Annotated in this window: 11 protein-coding genes; 7 read left to right on the top strand and 4 right to left on the bottom strand. The window is 70.8% G+C overall.

Features of this window, described 5'->3' with window-relative positions:
- The first annotated feature begins 51 nt into the window (after positions 1–51).
- Complete coding sequence (locus J8403_RS05495) at positions 52–1,245, top strand: S1 family peptidase (RefSeq protein WP_211122141.1); 1,194 nt, start codon at positions 52–54, stop codon at positions 1,243–1,245.
- A gap of 81 nt (positions 1,246–1,326) precedes the next feature.
- Here J8403_RS05495 and J8403_RS05490 read toward each other — a convergent pair whose 3' ends face one another.
- Positions 1,327–2,331 (bottom strand): multicopper oxidase domain-containing protein, encoded by a 1,005-nt coding sequence (locus tag J8403_RS05490; RefSeq protein WP_211122140.1) that lies wholly within the window; start codon positions 2,329–2,331, stop codon positions 1,327–1,329.
- Between the two features lie 225 nt (positions 2,332–2,556).
- Between J8403_RS05490 and J8403_RS05485 the strand changes: the two genes are divergently transcribed.
- Both J8403_RS05485 and J8403_RS05480 read left to right on the top strand, forming a co-directional pair.
- The gene (locus J8403_RS05485) at positions 2,557–5,034 is read left to right on the top strand and encodes a ThuA domain-containing protein (protein WP_246585702.1); all 2,478 of its coding nucleotides are present in this window, start codon (positions 2,557–2,559) and stop codon (positions 5,032–5,034) included.
- Positions 5,035–5,096: 62 nt separating this feature from the next.
- Entirely contained in the window at positions 5,097–7,250 is a 2,154-nt protein-coding gene (locus tag J8403_RS05480; RefSeq protein WP_246586304.1) for an OmpL47-type beta-barrel domain-containing protein, read from the top strand.
- A gap of 166 nt (positions 7,251–7,416) precedes the next feature.
- On the opposite strand, the gene recQ is transcribed toward J8403_RS05480, so the two are convergent.
- A complete protein-coding gene (gene recQ, locus J8403_RS05475) occupies positions 7,417–9,288 on the bottom strand; it encodes a DNA helicase RecQ (RefSeq protein ID WP_211122139.1) in 1,872 nt (623 codons plus the stop codon).
- Between the two features lie 159 nt (positions 9,289–9,447).
- On the opposite strand from recQ, the gene J8403_RS05470 reads away from it, so the two are divergent.
- On the top strand, positions 9,448–10,008 hold the full coding sequence (locus J8403_RS05470; RefSeq protein ID WP_211122138.1) for a snapalysin family zinc-dependent metalloprotease: 561 nt from the start codon (positions 9,448–9,450) through the stop codon (positions 10,006–10,008).
- 61 nt (positions 10,009–10,069) lie between these two features.
- Here the strand turns inward: J8403_RS05470 and J8403_RS05465 are convergent, their stop codons facing one another.
- Positions 10,070–10,867: a DeoR/GlpR family DNA-binding transcription regulator gene (locus J8403_RS05465; protein WP_211122137.1), complete on the bottom strand. Its 798-nt coding sequence runs from the start codon at positions 10,865–10,867 to the stop codon at positions 10,070–10,072.
- 169 nt (positions 10,868–11,036) lie between these two features.
- Here J8403_RS05465 and J8403_RS05460 point away from each other — a divergent pair, with 169 nt between their 5' ends.
- From J8403_RS05460 to J8403_RS05450, 3 genes are all read left to right on the top strand, one after another.
- Positions 11,037–12,470: an Nramp family divalent metal transporter gene (locus tag J8403_RS05460; RefSeq protein WP_211122136.1), complete on the top strand. Its 1,434-nt coding sequence runs from the start codon at positions 11,037–11,039 to the stop codon at positions 12,468–12,470.
- 5 nt (positions 12,471–12,475) lie between these two features.
- A complete protein-coding gene (locus tag J8403_RS05455) occupies positions 12,476–13,456 on the top strand; it encodes a phosphoglycerate dehydrogenase (RefSeq protein WP_211122135.1) in 981 nt (326 codons plus the stop codon).
- A gap of 79 nt (positions 13,457–13,535) precedes the next feature.
- On the top strand, positions 13,536–14,303 hold the full coding sequence (locus J8403_RS05450) for an HpcH/HpaI aldolase family protein (RefSeq protein WP_211122134.1): 768 nt from the start codon (positions 13,536–13,538) through the stop codon (positions 14,301–14,303).
- Between the two features lie 85 nt (positions 14,304–14,388).
- On the opposite strand, the gene J8403_RS05445 is transcribed toward J8403_RS05450, so the two are convergent.
- Entirely contained in the window at positions 14,389–15,759 is a 1,371-nt protein-coding gene (locus J8403_RS05445) for an NAD(P)/FAD-dependent oxidoreductase (protein ID WP_211122133.1), read from the bottom strand.
- Between the last annotated feature and the right edge of the window lie 62 nt (positions 15,760–15,821).

Raw genomic sequence — 15,821 nt, 5'->3', positions numbered from 1 at the left:
GCGATCGACACGTGAAAGCGCTCTCACCTGCCGAACCGAAGGGGAACTTCCATGAGACGGAAGCCCGTTGTCCGTGCCGGACTGTCCGCACTCCTCGTCCTCGGTGCCCTCTCGGGCGCCGGCGGGGCCTTCTCGACCGCCGCCGCGGCATCCGGCGCCGCCGCCCCCGCGGCGAAGTCCGCCGCCGCGCCGGCGCCGTCCGCGACCCTCGTCCGCGCGCTCGGCCGGGACCTCGGCCTGACCGCGGACCAGGCGCGCGAGCGGCTGACCCAGGAGGCCGCCGCCGTGAAGCTGGAGCCCAGGGCCGAGCGCGCCGCGGGCGCCTCCTACGGCGGCTCCTGGTTCGACGCGAGCAGCGGAAAGCTGGTCGTCGGCGTCACCAGCGCCGAGCGGACCGCGTCGGTACGGGCCACGGGCGCCACCACCCGGATCGTGAAGCACAGCGCCGACGCGCTCGACGCGGCCAAGGCACGCCTCGACGAGACGGCCCGTAAGAAGGCCGCCCCCGCCGGGGTGAGCAGCTGGAGCGCCGACCCCCGCGCGGGCGGCGTCGTGGTCAAGGTCCGCGAGGGCAGCGAGGGCGACGCCGCCGTGCGCGCCTTCCTCCGTGAGGCCGAGCGCTCGTCCTCGGTCCCGGTCACCGTCGAGAAGGCCCCCGCCCAGGCGCCGACGACCTTCGCCGCCGGTACGGTCGGCGGCGACCCGTACTACACCGGCAACGTCCGCTGCTCCATAGGCTTCTCGGTCCAGGGCGGCTTCGTCACCGCCGGACACTGCGGCCAGGCCGGGGGCTCCGTCAGCGGCTGGGACGGCTCGTACATCGGCACCTTCCAGGGCTCCTCCTTCCCCGGCAACGACTACGCCTACGTCAGCGTCGGCAGCGGCTGGTGGACCGTGCCGGTGGTGCTCGGCTGGGGCACCGTTCCCGACCAGCTGGTCCGCGGTTTCAACGAGGCCCCGATCGGCGCCTCCATCTGCCGTTCGGGCTCCACCACCCACTGGCACTGCGGCACGGTGCTGGCCAAGAACGAGACCGTGAACTACAGCCAGGGCGCCGTGTACCAGATGACCAAGACCAGTGTGTGCGCCGAGGGCGGTGACTCCGGAGGCTCGTTCATCAGCGGCGACCAGGCCCAGGGCGTGACCTCGGGCGGCTGGGGCAACTGCTCCGGTGGCGGCGAGACCTGGTACCAGCCGATCAACGAGATCCTGTCGGTGTACGGCCTGCGGCTGCACACCGCCTGACGGGGCGATACGGCGGCAATACGGCGACAAGGCGACGGGGCGGGCCCAGGCGGCCCGCCCCGTCGTACATCGTTTCCGCGGCTATCCGTGCCGGTGTGCGGAGAGCCCGTGCGGGTCGTGGCCGGGGATGGTGCCATCGGCCTTGGCGACCAGGAACAGCCCGGCCATGCCCATGTCGGAGTGGCTCTGGACATGGCAGTGGTACATCCAGGCGCCGGCGCCCACGTTCTCCCCGGCGATCACCTGGAAGCCGAAGGAGTCGGCGGGCCCGGTGATCTTGTTGTCGATGACCCGGCTCACATCGTCCGGGCCCGCCAGCAGCCCCGTGCGGTTGTCCGCCCAGCGGTGCCCGTGCATATGGAAGGTGTGGTAGTACTCGCCGTGCGTGATCATGATGATCTCGACGCGGTCGCCCACCGTCGCCCGGAACTCGGGGGCTTCATGCCCCGCCTTGTTGTTGATCGTCATGTCGTTGAAGACGATGGTGAACTGCTTGTCCGGCAGGATGTCGCCCGCCCGCCGCACCACCACGGGGCCGTACAGCCCCTTCCGGAGGCCGCCGGTGCCGTGCGGGGTGCCCACCGCGTGGTCGTGGTAGTGCCAGTAGCCCGCGCTGCCCGGCCGCCAGGTGCCGTCGGCGCGCTTGCCCGGGGCGTGGGTGCGCCAGGTGTAGGTGCGGGTGCCGCCCGGCTCCACGGCGCTGCGGTTGAGCTGGGTGCCGTCGCTGGCCACGTCGTAGTCGAGGCCGTGCACATGGAGGCTGGCCGTGACGTCCATGGTGTTCTCGAACTCGATGTGCAGGGTGTCGCCCTCGGTCAGCTCGATCAGCGGACCGGGGATGGAGGCCTTGCCCTTCTCGAGCCCGTAGCCCATCTGGCCGTCCGGCAGCTTCTCGGCGTAGAGCTTGAGATGGCGGACCGCCCCGCCGGCGGTCGCCGTCCGGACCGCGCCGGACGGGGCCTTCGGCGCCTTCGCGGCGGCGGAGGAGGTGAGGGCCAGCGGTCCGACGGCCGCGGCGGCCGCGCCGCCGGTGAAGAGCCGTCTGCTGAGACCGCGTCTGGAGGTGATGCCGGGTGCGTCGCTCATCGTTCTCCCAAATCGCTGTGGTTCCCCTGCCGTTGACGATGCGCAGCTGCCCCGGGGGTGCTTTCACGGTAGCCGGGGGCGGCTCGTTCATCCACACTCAGGACAAAGTTCGTTGAGTTGCGGTCATAGCTATTGGCGGGTTGCGAAAAGCCGTCTAGCTTCCTTCAGCGGTGGTTTCCGTGATGTGAGAGGGATGGGTGACCCATGCGGGACAAACCGTACCAAATGCCCTCGAAATGGAGAGGGCTGACAGTCGGTCGGCTGCGGAAGAGACGCGCGGGGGTGGCGGCGCTGCTCTTCGGCGCGCTCACCGCGACCCTGCTGGGCGGGAGCCCCGCCAGCGCCCGGCCCGAGGATCGTGCGCCACTCACACTGCCGTCCCCGCCCGGCGGGGACAACGTCCGGGTGCTGGTGTTCCACGGCTCGGCGGGGGACGAGCCGACCACGGTGAACGCGGGCATCGAGGCCATCGAGAAGATCGGCAACCAGGGTCCCGCGGCGACCCGGTTCACCGTCGACGCCACCGCCGACGCCTCGGTCTTCACCAGGCCCAAGCTGGGCAAGTACAACGCCGTGGTCTTCCTGACCGGCGCCGGCGATGTGCTCGACCCCGAGCAGGAGGCGGGGCTCGAGGCGTACATGAAGGCGGGCGGCGGCTTCCTCGGCATCCATGACGCGGCCCGCAATGAGCCGTACTCCGACTGGTACAGCGGCCTGATCGGCGCCCGCCCGGCGGCCACGAGCCCGGGCAACGCCCAGCGGGCCGTGGTGGAGGTCGGCGACCGCGTCCACCCGGCCACCAAGGAGCTGCCGCTGGAGTGGAAGCGCACGGACACCTGGCTCAACTGGAAGGACAACCCCTCCGGCACGGTGCACACCGTGGCCCGGGTCCGCGAGTCCAGCTACCAGCCGGGCACCGGCGCCAACGGCTGGGACCACCCGATCTCCTGGTGCCGTGACTACGACGGCGGCCGCTCCTTCTACACCGGAATGGGCGGAACGGTCGCCACTTTCCAGGAGACCGACTTCCGCGCCCATCTGCGGGGCGCGCTGCTGTGGACCACCCGTCTGGCCCGCGGTGACTGCAAGGCCACCATCAACGCGAACTACAAGGCCGAGCGCGTCACCAAGCCCAATCAGCCGGGCCAGTCCGACCAGATCGGCGAGCCGCACGGCCTCGTCGTCGCCAAGGACGGCCGGGTGCTCTACATCGGCCGCGGCGGCGGTGACAACAGCGCCCCCGTGGTCACCGACTGGAACGACCCGGACATCGGCAAGGGCCAGGGCCAGATCCATGTCTACGACCCGGCCACCGGAAAGGTGACGCTCGCGGGCGCCCTGACCGTCTTCGGCAACAAGGGCGGCGGCGATGAGCTGATCAAGGTCGAGGAGGGGCTGCTCGGCATCGAGCTGGACCCGGACTTCCTCACCAACGGCTGGGTCTACCTCCACTACACCCCGCACTCCCGGATCAACCGGGACACCCAGATGGCCGAGCGCCGCGTCTCCCGGTTCACCCTGGACCTGAAGACCAACAAGCTGGACCTGGGCTCGGAGAAGGTCCTGCTGTCCTGGCCGGTCCAGATCCACAGCTGCTGCCACGCTGGTGGCGGGATGTCCTGGGACTCCAAGGGCAATCTCTACATCGCCACCGGGGACAACAACTCCTCGCAGTTCAGCGACGGCTACTCCGGCAACAACCCGCAGCCGAACTACAAGGGCGTCTCCTTCGCCGACGCCCGCCGCACCGCGGGCAACACCAACAACCTCAACGGCAAGATCCTGCGGATCCACCCGGAGGACGACGGCACCTACACCCTGCCCGAGGGCAATCTCTTCACCGGCAAGGAGCCCGACGAGGGCGGGGGCAAGACCCGTGGCGAGATCTATGTGATGGGTGTGCGCAACCCGGCCCGGATCTTCGTGGACCAGAAGACCGACATCCTCTACGCGGGATGGGTCGGCCCCGACGCGGGCGAGCCCAGCACCACCTGGGGCCCGGCCAAGTACGACACCTTCGCCGCCATCACCAAGGCGGGCAACCACGGCTGGCCGTTCTGCATGGGCAACAAGCAGCCCTACCGGGACCGCAATCTGCCCGATCCCAGCAAGCCGCTGGGCTGGTACGACTGCGACCACCCCAAGAACGAGTCGCCCAACAACAACGGCCTGGTGAACCTGCCGCCCATCACCGGGAACACCATCTGGTACTCGCCGCAGGGCGGCGCCCCCGACTATCCGCGGGATGCCAACGGCATCCCCAGCTACAAGGCGTCGGAGGCCAAGTTCCTGCTGCCGTGGCTCAAGGGCGGCGGGCAGGCCACCATGAACGGCCCGGTCTACCGCTACGACGCCGACAGCAAGTCGACCACCAAGTGGCCCGCCTACTGGGACGGCAAGTGGTTCGTCGGTGACTTCTACGACGCCGACCAGCCGCGCCACGCGGTGCTGACCGACCCGAAGACCGTCGGCAAGGGCGGGCTGCCGGTGCACGCCGAAACCCTCAAGAAGATCATCCCGGTGGGCGCCGACGGCATCCGCAACCTCATGGACTGGAAGTTCGCCCCGGACGGCTCGCTCTACGTCCTCGACTACGGGCGCGGCTTCTTCACCTCCGACTCCAAGTCGGCGCTGTGGCACATCACCTACAACGGCGGCGAGCCCACTCCGCTCGCCAAGGACCTGGTCAGGAAGGCGGAGTGACCGTGAAACGAAGGCGCCCCAAACCCAGCAGACCCTGGCTGCCCCTCCTCGCCGCGCTGCTCATGATCCTCGGGCTCAGCTCGGCGACGGCGACGGCGGCCCACGGGCAGAACGACACCCGGCAGGCCGCACAGCAGACCCTCACCTGGACCGCGGGTGACGACATCACCAAGTACGCCTCGGCGCCCACCACCGCGGTCGCCGGGAAGACCACCATCGTCTTCGAGAACAGCACGGCCACCGGCAACACCATGGGGATGCCGCACACCCTGACGTTCGACGTCTCCGACCCCGAGTACAACAACGACGTCCCGCTGAACATCCTCGCCAACCCCTCGGACGACAGCGGCGGCAAGCACACCGCCGAGGTCACCCTCAGCCCCGGCCGCTACCGCTACCACTGCACCATCCCCGGCCACGGCCAGATGCAGGGCATCCTGGTGGTCACCGACGGTGGCGGTGGCGAGGACACCACCGCGCCCGACGCCTCGGCGAAGGTCGAGGGGGAGAAGAACGCGGACGGCGCGTACATCGGGATGGCCACCGTCACGGTGTCCGCCACCGACGAGGGCTCGGGCGTGGACCGGATCGAGTTCGCGGAGGGGGACGCGGCGTTCCAGCCGTACACCGCCCCGGTGATGGTCCACCAGGTGGGCGCGCACACCATCCGCTACCGGGCCGTGGACAAGGCCGGGAACGTATCGGAGGTGAAGTCGGTGGACTTCACCGTGGTGGCGCCGCCGACGGACGACACCACGGCGCCCGAGACCTCCGCCACCGTCTCCGGTGAGAAGGACCCGTCCGGTGCCTACATCGGCATGGCCACCGTGACCATCACCGCCTCCGACACCGGCTCCGGGGTCAACCGGATCGACTACGCCCTGGGTCAGGGGGAGTTCCAGCCCTACACCGGGCCGGTCATGGTCCATGACGCCGGCGCCCACACGGTGCGCTACCGGGCGGCGGACAAGGCGGGGAACGTATCGGAGGTGAAGTCGGTGGACTTCACCGTGGTGGCCCCGCCGGCCGAGGACACCACACCCCCGGCGGTCTCCGCGACGGTCGACGGAACGAAGAACTCCGACGGTGCCTATGTGGGCAGCGCCAAGGTCACGCTCACCGCGGCCGACGACGACTCCGGGGTGGAGAAGGTCGAGTACTCCCTGGACAGCGGTCCGTATCTCGCCTACACCACCCCCGTGGCGGTGGACCGGGTGGGCCGCCACACCGTCGCGTTCCGCGCCACCGACAAGGCGGGCAACACCTCCGAGGCGCGGCAACTGGCGTTCACCGTGGCCGAGGGCGGCGGGGTGCCCGCACCCGCGTGCCCGGAGTGGGACGAGCGCCTCACGGTGATCGTCGGCACGGTGGACACCGGCGTCCCGAACCGCATCACCCGTAGCCGCTGCACCATCAATGAGCTGATCGAGGACGAGAAGGACTGGTCCTCCCACGCCCTCTTCCTCAAGCACGTCACCTCCGTCACCGACAAGCTGCTCACCGACGGTGTGATCGACCAGCGCGAGTACAAGGCGATCAACAGGGCGGCCAAGCAGTCCGGGATCGGCAAGCCCGGTCAGGACGAGGGCTACCGCCCGCTGTTCGACGGCACCAAGAAGTCCTACGACAAGTGGCAGCACGTGGGCGGTGGGGCCTTCGGTCTCAATGACGACGGCAGCATCACCAGCAGCACCTCGGTCCAGGGCATGGGCATGCTGTGGTTCCCGCAGCGGACGTACGACGACTTCTCGCTCAAGCTCCAGTTCCGCGATGACGCACCCGGGACGGGCAATGCCAACGGCGGCGTCTTCGTGCGCTTCCCCTATGTGCACGACCACCCCGAGGAGTCCCGCCCGGAGTGGGTCGCCATCAAGTACGGGCACGAGGTGCAGATCCTCGACCGCCCCGACGGCGATATGTACAAGACCGGATCGATCTACGGGTTCGACCGGGTCGGGCTCGCCGGTGCCGGGGTCACTCCCAAGGGGAGCTGGAACGACTACGAGATCCGGGTGGTCGGTCAGCACTACTCGATCTACCGCAACGGTGTGCTGCTCAACGAGTTCGAGAACACCGGCGGCCAGGAGTTCACCCCGCCGCGCGGGGACGACCCCGGCACGGACGGCCGTCGGTACTCCTCGGGGTACATCGGTCTCCAGGTCCACAGCACCGATGATGTGATCTCGTACCGCGACATCCGCATCAAGGAGCTGTAGGACAGCCCGCGTACGGCGTGAGGAACGGCGCGAGAACGGCATGAGGAGATGAGTGGCCGCCGGAGCACCCCAGCCCCCGGCGGCCACCGTCTTGTGGCACAGACCGACGTTACCTCAGGTAACACTCATCGGTAACCCCCGTTGGGGCCGAGCTACTGACGTATCGTCAGGAAGCCAGGGTGTCCAGGATCCCCTGTCCGTACTTCACCAGCTTGTTCTCGCCGACCCCGCTCACCGTGCCGAGCTCATCGAGCGTGGTGGGGGAGAGGATCGCGATCTCGCGCAGCGTGGCGTCATGGAAGACCACATACGCGGGGACGCCCTGCTCCTTCGCGGTCGCCGCCCGCCAGGCGCGCAGCCGCTCGAAGACCGGCACGGCCTCCTCCGGCAGATCCACCGGGGCCTTCTTGGACTTCCCCGAAGCCCCCGTCTTCCCCTTGGCGGCGCGCGCGGCCTTCTCCGGCTCGCGCCGCAGCCTGACCTCGCGCCGCTGGTTCAGCACCTCCGAGCTCGTGTCGGAGAGCACCAGCGTGCCGTAGTCCCCCTCGACGCCGATCAGCCCCTGCGCCAGCAACTGCCGCACCACGCCGCGCCATTCGGCCTCGCGCAGCTCGGTGCCGATGCCGAACACCGAGAGGGCGTCATGGTCGAACTGGATGACCTTGGCCGTCTTCTTGCCGAGCAGGATGTCGATGATCTGCCCCGCGCCGAACTTCTGGTTGCGCTCCCGCTTGAGCCGCACCACCGTGGACAGCAGCTTCTGCGCGGCGATGGTGCCGTCCCAGGACTCCGGCGGTGTGAGGCAGGTGTCGCAGTTCCCGCAGGGGGTGGACTCCTGGCCGAAGTAGGCCAGCAGCCCCACCCGGCGGCACTCCACCGTCTCGCACAGCGCCAGCATCGCGTCGAGATGGGCGCCGAGGCGGCGCCGATGGGTGTCGTCGCCCTCGGAGGTGTCGATCATCTTCCGCTGCTGGACGACGTCCTGGAGTCCGTACGCCAGCCAGGCGGTGGAGGGCTGCCCGTCCCGCCCGGCCCGGCCGGTCTCCTGGTAGTAGCCCTCGACCGACTTGGGCAGGTCCAGATGGGCCACGAACCGCACGTCGGGCTTGTCGATGCCCATGCCGAACGCGATCGTGGCCACCACGACCAGACCGTCCTCCCGCAGGAAGCGCGCCTGGTGCTCGGCGCGCGTCCGTGCGTCGAGCCCCGCGTGGTACGGCACCGCGTCGATGCCCTGGGCGACCAGGAACTCGGCCGTCTTCTCCACCGAGGAGCGGGACAGGCAGTAGACGATCCCCGCGTCGCCCGCGTGCTCGGTGCGCAGCAGCTCCAGCAGCTGCTTCCTGGGCTCGTTCTTGGGGGCGATCCGGTACTGGATGTTCGGACGGTCGAAGCTGGCCACGAAGTGCAGCGCGTCCTGCAGCTTCAGCCGGGACGCGATCTCCGAGTGGGTGGCCTCGGTGGCGGTCGCGGTCAGCGCGATCCGGGGCACGGTGGGCCAGCGCTCATGCAGCTCGGACAGGGCCAGATAGTCGGGCCGGAAGTCGTGGCCCCACTGGGCCACGCAGTGCGCCTCGTCGATGGCGAACAGCGAGATCGTGCCCCGGTCCAGCAGCCGCAGCGTGGACTCGACCCGCAGCCGCTCGGGTGCGAGATAGAGCAGGTCCAGCTCGCCGGCGAGAAACTCGGCCTCGACCATCCGCCGCTCGTCCAGGTCCTGGGTGGAGTTGAGGAACCCGGCCCGCACCCCGAGGTTCCGAAGGGCGTCGACCTGATCCTGCATCAGCGCGATCAGGGGGGAGACGACGACGCCGACGCCCTTCCGCACGAGCGCCGGGATCTGGTAGCACAGCGATTTGCCACCGCCGGTCGGCATGAGGACGAGCGCGTCACCACCGGCCACGACATGGTCGATGATCTCCTGCTGACCTCCCCGGAACGAGTCGTAACCGAAGACGCGGTGCAGCACGCCGAGCGCCTCGCTCGCATCGGTGCCGAGCGCGGCGCTCGTATCGGGGCCGGTGTCGGGAAGAGCCATCCGCCGATTCTAGGGGGCCCGCGGGATGCCGCGGTGACCACCTGTGGACAACCGGCCGGATGAGACAAGGTGTGTGGGCACAGTGGCCGATCAGATGGGCGACGTGCCATGCTCATGCCCACTTGCTCTGTCCGTCCTTTCCCCACAAGGAGGCCGATCGTGAGATCCAGCAAGTTCGTCCGTGCCTTACCCGCCGCGGTGACGGCGGTGCTCGCCCTGACGGCCGGACAGGCCGTGGCCGCCCCCTCCTCCGCCGCCCCGGCGGAGCACACCGCCGCCGCGCGGGTCGTGACGTACGACGCCGGCGGGGCCGCCGAGTTCAAGGACGCCGTCTCCAAGGGCGCGGCGATCTGGAACGAGAGCGTGGCCAACGTGGAGCTGAAACCGGCCGCCTCCGGGCAGCAGGCCAACGTCCGCATCATCGCGGACAACGGCTGGCCCCGCACCCTGTCCACCGGGCTGGGCCGCGGCACGATCTACTTCGGCCGCCAGGCCGTCGACGAGGGCTACAACACGGTGCGGATCTCCTCGCATGAGCTCGGCCATATCCTCGGCCTGCCGGACATGAAGCCGGGGCCGTGCTCGAGCCTGATGTCCGGCTCCACCGCCGGGGTCTCCTGCACCAACCCCTATCCGAACACCGCCGAGAAGGCCGAGGTCGAGGACAGCTTCGGCCTGGTGGGCGCGGTGACCGCCGCGCCGCGGATGTACCGGGACTGACCCGAGCGGGCCGGGAGCGCCAGGCTCCCGGCCCCTCACCCGCACCGGCGCCGGTCCGTCGTCAGACGGTGATCACCTCGACGTCGGGCAGCGCCCGGAAGGGACCGAGCCGGTCATCGGTGGCCCCGCTGTCGGTGACCAGCGTCCACGGCCGGTCCAGCGGCGCCCAGGCGGTGAACGGTGACTGGCCCAGCTTGCTGCTGTCGGCCAGCACGTACAGCTCCTTGCCGCGGTCGGCCATCATCTCCTTGAGCGAGGTCTGCTGGAGGCTCGCCTCGCAGATGCCCCGCCGCGCGTCCAGCCCGTCGGCGCCGAGGAAGACCTTGTCCGCGGTCAGCCGGGACAGGGTCAGCTCGGCCAGCGGCCCGACGAAGCCCTGGCTGACATGGCGCAGCGTCCCGGCGAGAGTGATCAGCTCGATGCCGTCCGCCTCGGCCAGCTCACGCAGCGCGGTGAGCCCGCTGGTGATCACGGTCAGATCGGTACGGGCGCGCAGATGGTGGGCGAGCCGTCCGGTCGTGGTGCCGGCGTCGAGGATGACGGTGTCGCCCGTCCCGATCCGGGCGGCCGCCCAGCGCCCGATGCGGTCCTTCTCTGCGACCGCGAGCCCGCTGCGCTGCCCGAGAGTGGGCTCGGCGGTGTGACCAGCGCTCATCGCGCCGCCGTAGGTGCGGGCGATGACGCCCTGTTCGGTGAGGAGCGCGAGATCCCGGCGGATGGTGGAGGGGGTCACCTCCAGCGAGCGGGCCAGCTCCTCCACGACGACCGTGCCATCGGTCTGGATCATTCGGGCGATCAGTTCCCGGCGGTCCCCGGCGCGCAGCCGTCTGCGCTCCTCCACACCGGCCTCCTGGCTCATGGCGGCCCCCCATCCTTCCCTCACTCTGCGCGACTCTGCGCAGCCCTGAGCAACATTATCAGTCTGCGCATTCCGCGCTGTTTGCTCGAGGACACTGCGCAGAGTCTTGCGTGTTACGTGCAATCGTGCGAGCGTTCCGCTCACAACACGCATGAAGCGGGGAGGTCGCATGACGGCGGACAGTGTGCCGGCGCAGGTCGGAACGGGGGACGAGGCACCGTCCGACGATCCGTACGCACTGCGGGCGGGCGACATCAAGGAGCCGCCGCGCGATCTACGCGGAACGGTGCGCCGACTGGGCCCCGGGATGATCCTCTCCGCCGCCGTGGTCGGATCCGGTGAACTGATCACCACCACCTCCCTGGGCGCCAAGGCCGGCTTCGTCCTGCTCTGGCTGGTCATCGCCAGCGCGCTGGTCAAGGTGTGGGTGCAGATGGAGCTGGCCCGCTGGACCATCCTCACCGGCAAGACGGCCCTGGCCGGCTACGCCCAGGTCCCGCCCAGGGCGGGCCGGGTCGGCTGGATCAATGTGCTGTGGATCCTCATGGACTTCGCCAAGATGCTCCAGCGCGGAGGCATGATCGGCGGCGCCGCCGCCGCGTTCAGCATCCTCGCCCCGATCGGCGGCGCACCGCTGGGCCGCACCTCGCTCACCGTCTGGACCGTGATCGTGGTCGCGTCCGTCGTCGCGCTGATGTACACGGGCCGCTACGGGCTGGTGGAGAAGGCCGGGTTCATCACCGTCGTCTTCTTCACCCTCTCCACCGTCGCCCTCGCGGTCGGACTGCCCTGGACCGAGTTCGGCTACGGCGGCTCCGATCTGGCCTCCGGGCTGACCCTGTCCATCCCCGCCGGGACGCTCGGCTTCGCCGTCGCCATGTTCGGCATCACCGGTGTCGGCGCGGATGAGATGACCACCTACACCTACTGGTGTCTGGAGAAGGGCTACGCCCGCTGGACCGGCCCCGACGACGGGACCGAGGCCCGGGCCCGACGCGCCGAGGGCTGGATCCGGGTGATGCGGATCGACGCGCTCACCTCATGGGTCGTCTGCACCCTGTGCACGCTCTCCTTCTACATCATCGGCGCGGCCATCCTGCACCGCCAGAAGCTGGTGCCCGAGGGCAACGACATGATCACCACGCTGTCCCGGATGTACACCGACACCCTCGGCCCCGCGGGCAAGTACCTCTTCCTCATCGGCGCCATCGCCGTCCTCTACTCCACGATCATCGCCTCCACCGCGAGCGTGCCGCGGCTGTGGGCCAACACCCTCGGACTGCTCGGTGTGTTCGACTGGCGCAACGTCAAGTCCCGGCAGCGCGTCATCCGCCTGCTCACCGTCGTCCTGCCGCCCCTGTGGGCCGCCTTCTACCTCTATCTGCAGGAGCCGGTGCTGATGGTGCAGGTCGGCGGCATCGCGGGCGGGATCTTCCTGCTCGCGGTCGTGATCGCGGTCTGGCGGCTGCGCGCCACGGAGGTCGATCCGCGGTTCCGCCGCAACCCGGTCCTGGGCGGCGCGCTGGTGCTCAGCAGTACGGCCATCGGCGCCCTGGGAATCTATTCGGTCCTCGATGTCCTCGGGCTCGGGGTGGGGAGTTGAACGCGTTGAGCGAGGCGCACGAGGCCGGGGCAGCCACCGGCCACGACGTCCTGGTGACCACACCCAGCTTCGGACAGCACGCGCGCGAGCCCTGGGAGGTGTTCGAGGCCGCCGGGGTGCGGGCGCGCACCGCGAGCGCGGCGCATCCGCTCACCGAACGGCAGCTCATCGAGGAGGCCGAGGGCGTCAGGGCGCTGGTCGTCGGGCTCGACCCGGTGACGGCGGCCGTCCTGGACGCGGCACCGGGGCTTACGGTCGTCGCCAAACACGGCGTCGGCACCGACAACATCGACCTTTCCGCGGCCGCCGCCCATGGCGTCCGCGTGGTCAACGCCCCCGGGAGCAACACCACCGCGGTCGCCGATATGACGATGGCCCTGCTGCTGGCCGCCGTACGGCGTATCGTGCCCGCCCACGCCTCGGTCACCGGCGGCCGCTGGGACCGCTTCTTCGGGCCCGAACTGGCCGGGCGCACCCTCGGCATCGTCGGCTTCGGCCGGATCGGCCAGGCGGTCGCCCGCCGCGCCCGGGGCTTCGACATGGACCTCATCGCCTACGACCCCCACCTCCCCGCCGCCGTCTTCGCCGAGCGGGGGGTGCCGTCCGTGACCCTCGACGAGCTGATCGCGGCCGCCGATGTGATCACCCTGCATCTGCCGATGCCGTCGGGCGGACCGCTGCTCGGCCGCGCCGAACTGGCAGCCATGAAACCGGGGTCCTGTGTCATCAATACGGCGCGGGGCGGGCTGGTCGACGAGGACGCCCTGGCCGAGCTGCTGCACAGCGGGCATCTCGCGGCGGCCGGTATCGATGTGTTCGCCACCGAGCCCCCGGCCGGGAATCCCCTGCTCACCGCCCCCAACGCGGTGCTGACCCCGCACTGCGCCGCGTTCACCCAGCAGGCCAACGCCGCGATGGGCAGCACCGTGGCCGCCGACGTGGTGCGCGTCCTGCGGGGAGAGGAACCGGTGAACGCCGTGGTGTGAACGCGCCACCGCCCACCCCGTAGCCGCTTGCGGAAAAGCTCCTGCCCCAGAACGAGAGAGAACGAGAGAAGCTGACAGCATGAACACTTCCCCCGCCGACTTCGCCGCCCGGCTGCGCTCCCGCCGGCGGATCATCGGCTACTGGGTCGTCCTCGACAACCCCGTGGGCACCGAGCGGCTGGCCGGGCTCGGCTACGACTACATCTGCGTCGACGCCCAGCACGGCCTCCTCGACTACAAGGGCACCCTCGGCGCGATGACCGCCATCGACGCCCGCGGCACCGCCGCCGGTATGGTGCGCGTCCCGGCCAACGACGGCTTCTGGATCGGCCAGGCGCTGGACGCCGGGGCCCGCGGAGTCATCGTCCCGCTGGTCAACACCGCCGAGGAGGCGGCCGCCGCGGTCGCCGCCTGCCGCTACCCCCCGCTCGGGGTGCGCTCGTACGGCCCGATGCGCTCGGGCCTGCGCGTGGGCCCCGCCCCGGCCGAGTCCAACCAGCAGGTGGCCTGCATCGTGATGATCGAGACGGCTCAGGCACTGGCCAACACCGCGGAGATCTGTGCCACGGACGGGCTCGACGGCGTCTACATCGGCCCCTCCGACCTCACCATCGCGCTCGGCGGGCGCACCTCGACCGACACCTCGGTGGCGGAGAAGTTCGAGGCGGCGCTGGCCAAGGTCGCCGAGGAGGCGCGGACCGCGGGCATCGCCGCCGGAATCCACTGCCCCGACGGGGCGACAGCGGCGGGGCGCCTGGCCCAGGGCTTCACCTTCGCCACCGTCAGCAGCGACCTGGTCCACCTGGAGCAGGCGGCAGCGGCGCATTTGCGCGACGCCACCGCCTGAGCGCATCCCCCGGGTCCCGGGGGCGGCGGGAGCCCACGGGACGGGGGTCCGGGGGCTCCGCCCCGCCGGGAGCCCCGGGCCCGGGTCAGCTCTCCACGCGCAGCGGTGGGTCCGTCAGGCCCCGGGCCCTCGGCAGCAGCACCGTCCGCAGGGCGACCCCGGGGGACAGCAGCCGGGACGGGCCCGCCGCGAGATAGGTGACGTCACGGAACGCCGCGCCGACCACCGGGTCGATCGCGGCCCGGTCCGCCAGCCGGCCGAAGTACCAGCTCCGCAGCCGCTCGGCCGCTCCCGGCGGCGTGGTGCCCGCGTCCGCGGCGTACGGGCGGTCCGCGCCGACGGCGGTCAGCCAGGCGGTGTCGCTCGCCCGGGCCACGGCGCGCTGTGCCACGGCCGCGAAGCCGGGCCGCAGACCCGACTCGGCCAGACAGCGGCGCAGGGCCAGCCCGCTGAGGGCGGCCACCGCCATGCCCTGGCCGTAGATCGGATTGAAGGTGCAGGCGGCGTCCGAGACCGCGAGGAACCCCTCGGGCACCGCGCCCGGGGCGTCGTAGTGGCGGCGCCGGTTGGAGGTGTCGCGGAACCCGTACGGCGGGGACACCGGCTCACAGCTCCGCAGATGCTCGTACAGCGTCGGCTCGTTCAGGGACTTGACGAAGCCGAGCACCTCCGAGCCCTCGGTCGGCGGATGCTGACCGCGCACCCCCGACAGCGTCAGCAGCCAGTTGCCGCCCTCGACCGGGGACCATGCCGCACCGCGCGGACAGTCCGGGCGCGGCTGGACGACCATCACCATGTCCAGGGGTTCGGCGGGCCGGAACATCTGGGTGCAGTAGCCGATCCCGGCGTCGACGACCTCCTCGCGCGGCGCCGGAGCGCCCAGTTCCGTCAGCCACTTGGGGGCGCGCGAGCCACGCCCCGAGGCGTCGACGACCAGATCGGCGGGCAGCTCCCGGCCGGTGCGCCCGGCGTCGCGCGCCCGCACCCGTACGCCGGTCACCCGGTCCGCGCCGCCGAGCAACCCGATGGCCTCGGTGCCCTGGAGCACCTCTACCCGGGTCCCGGACCCCTCGGCCTCGGCCAGCACCCGCGCCCGTACGGTGGCGTCGAACAGCGCCCGGGTGCAGCTGGTGGTGGCGTGCCGGCCCTCGTGGAAGCGGCGCTGCCAGCCGTTGGGGGCCTTGGTGATCACATCGCGCGGCGCCTCCAGGCGATGTGCGCCCGCCGCCTCCAACTCGCCGTTCAGCCCGGGGAACAGCTCTTCCAGGGCCCGCCGTCCGCCACTGAGGAAGACATGCAGATGGCGGCCCTGGGGCACGCCCTTGCGGAAGACGGGCTGCTCCGGGTAGCGGTCGCGCTCCACCAGGGTGACCGTGTCGACGTGGCCGAGGAGCGCCCCCGCGGCCAGTGTGCCCGCGAGCCCTCCGCCCACCACCACCGCGTCGCCCTTGCCCATCTGCCCGCCCTCCCGCCGACCGTGATCATTGACGGCCCAAGCCTGGTGCCCCGGGCCTGGGC

Source organism: Streptomyces yatensis (genome assembly GCF_018069625.1).
GTDB classification, from domain to species: Bacteria; Actinomycetota; Actinomycetes; order Streptomycetales; family Streptomycetaceae; genus Streptomyces; species Streptomyces yatensis.
The sequence above is the reverse complement of the archived record's forward strand: the minus strand, read 5'-3'. Positions and strand labels throughout refer to the sequence as shown.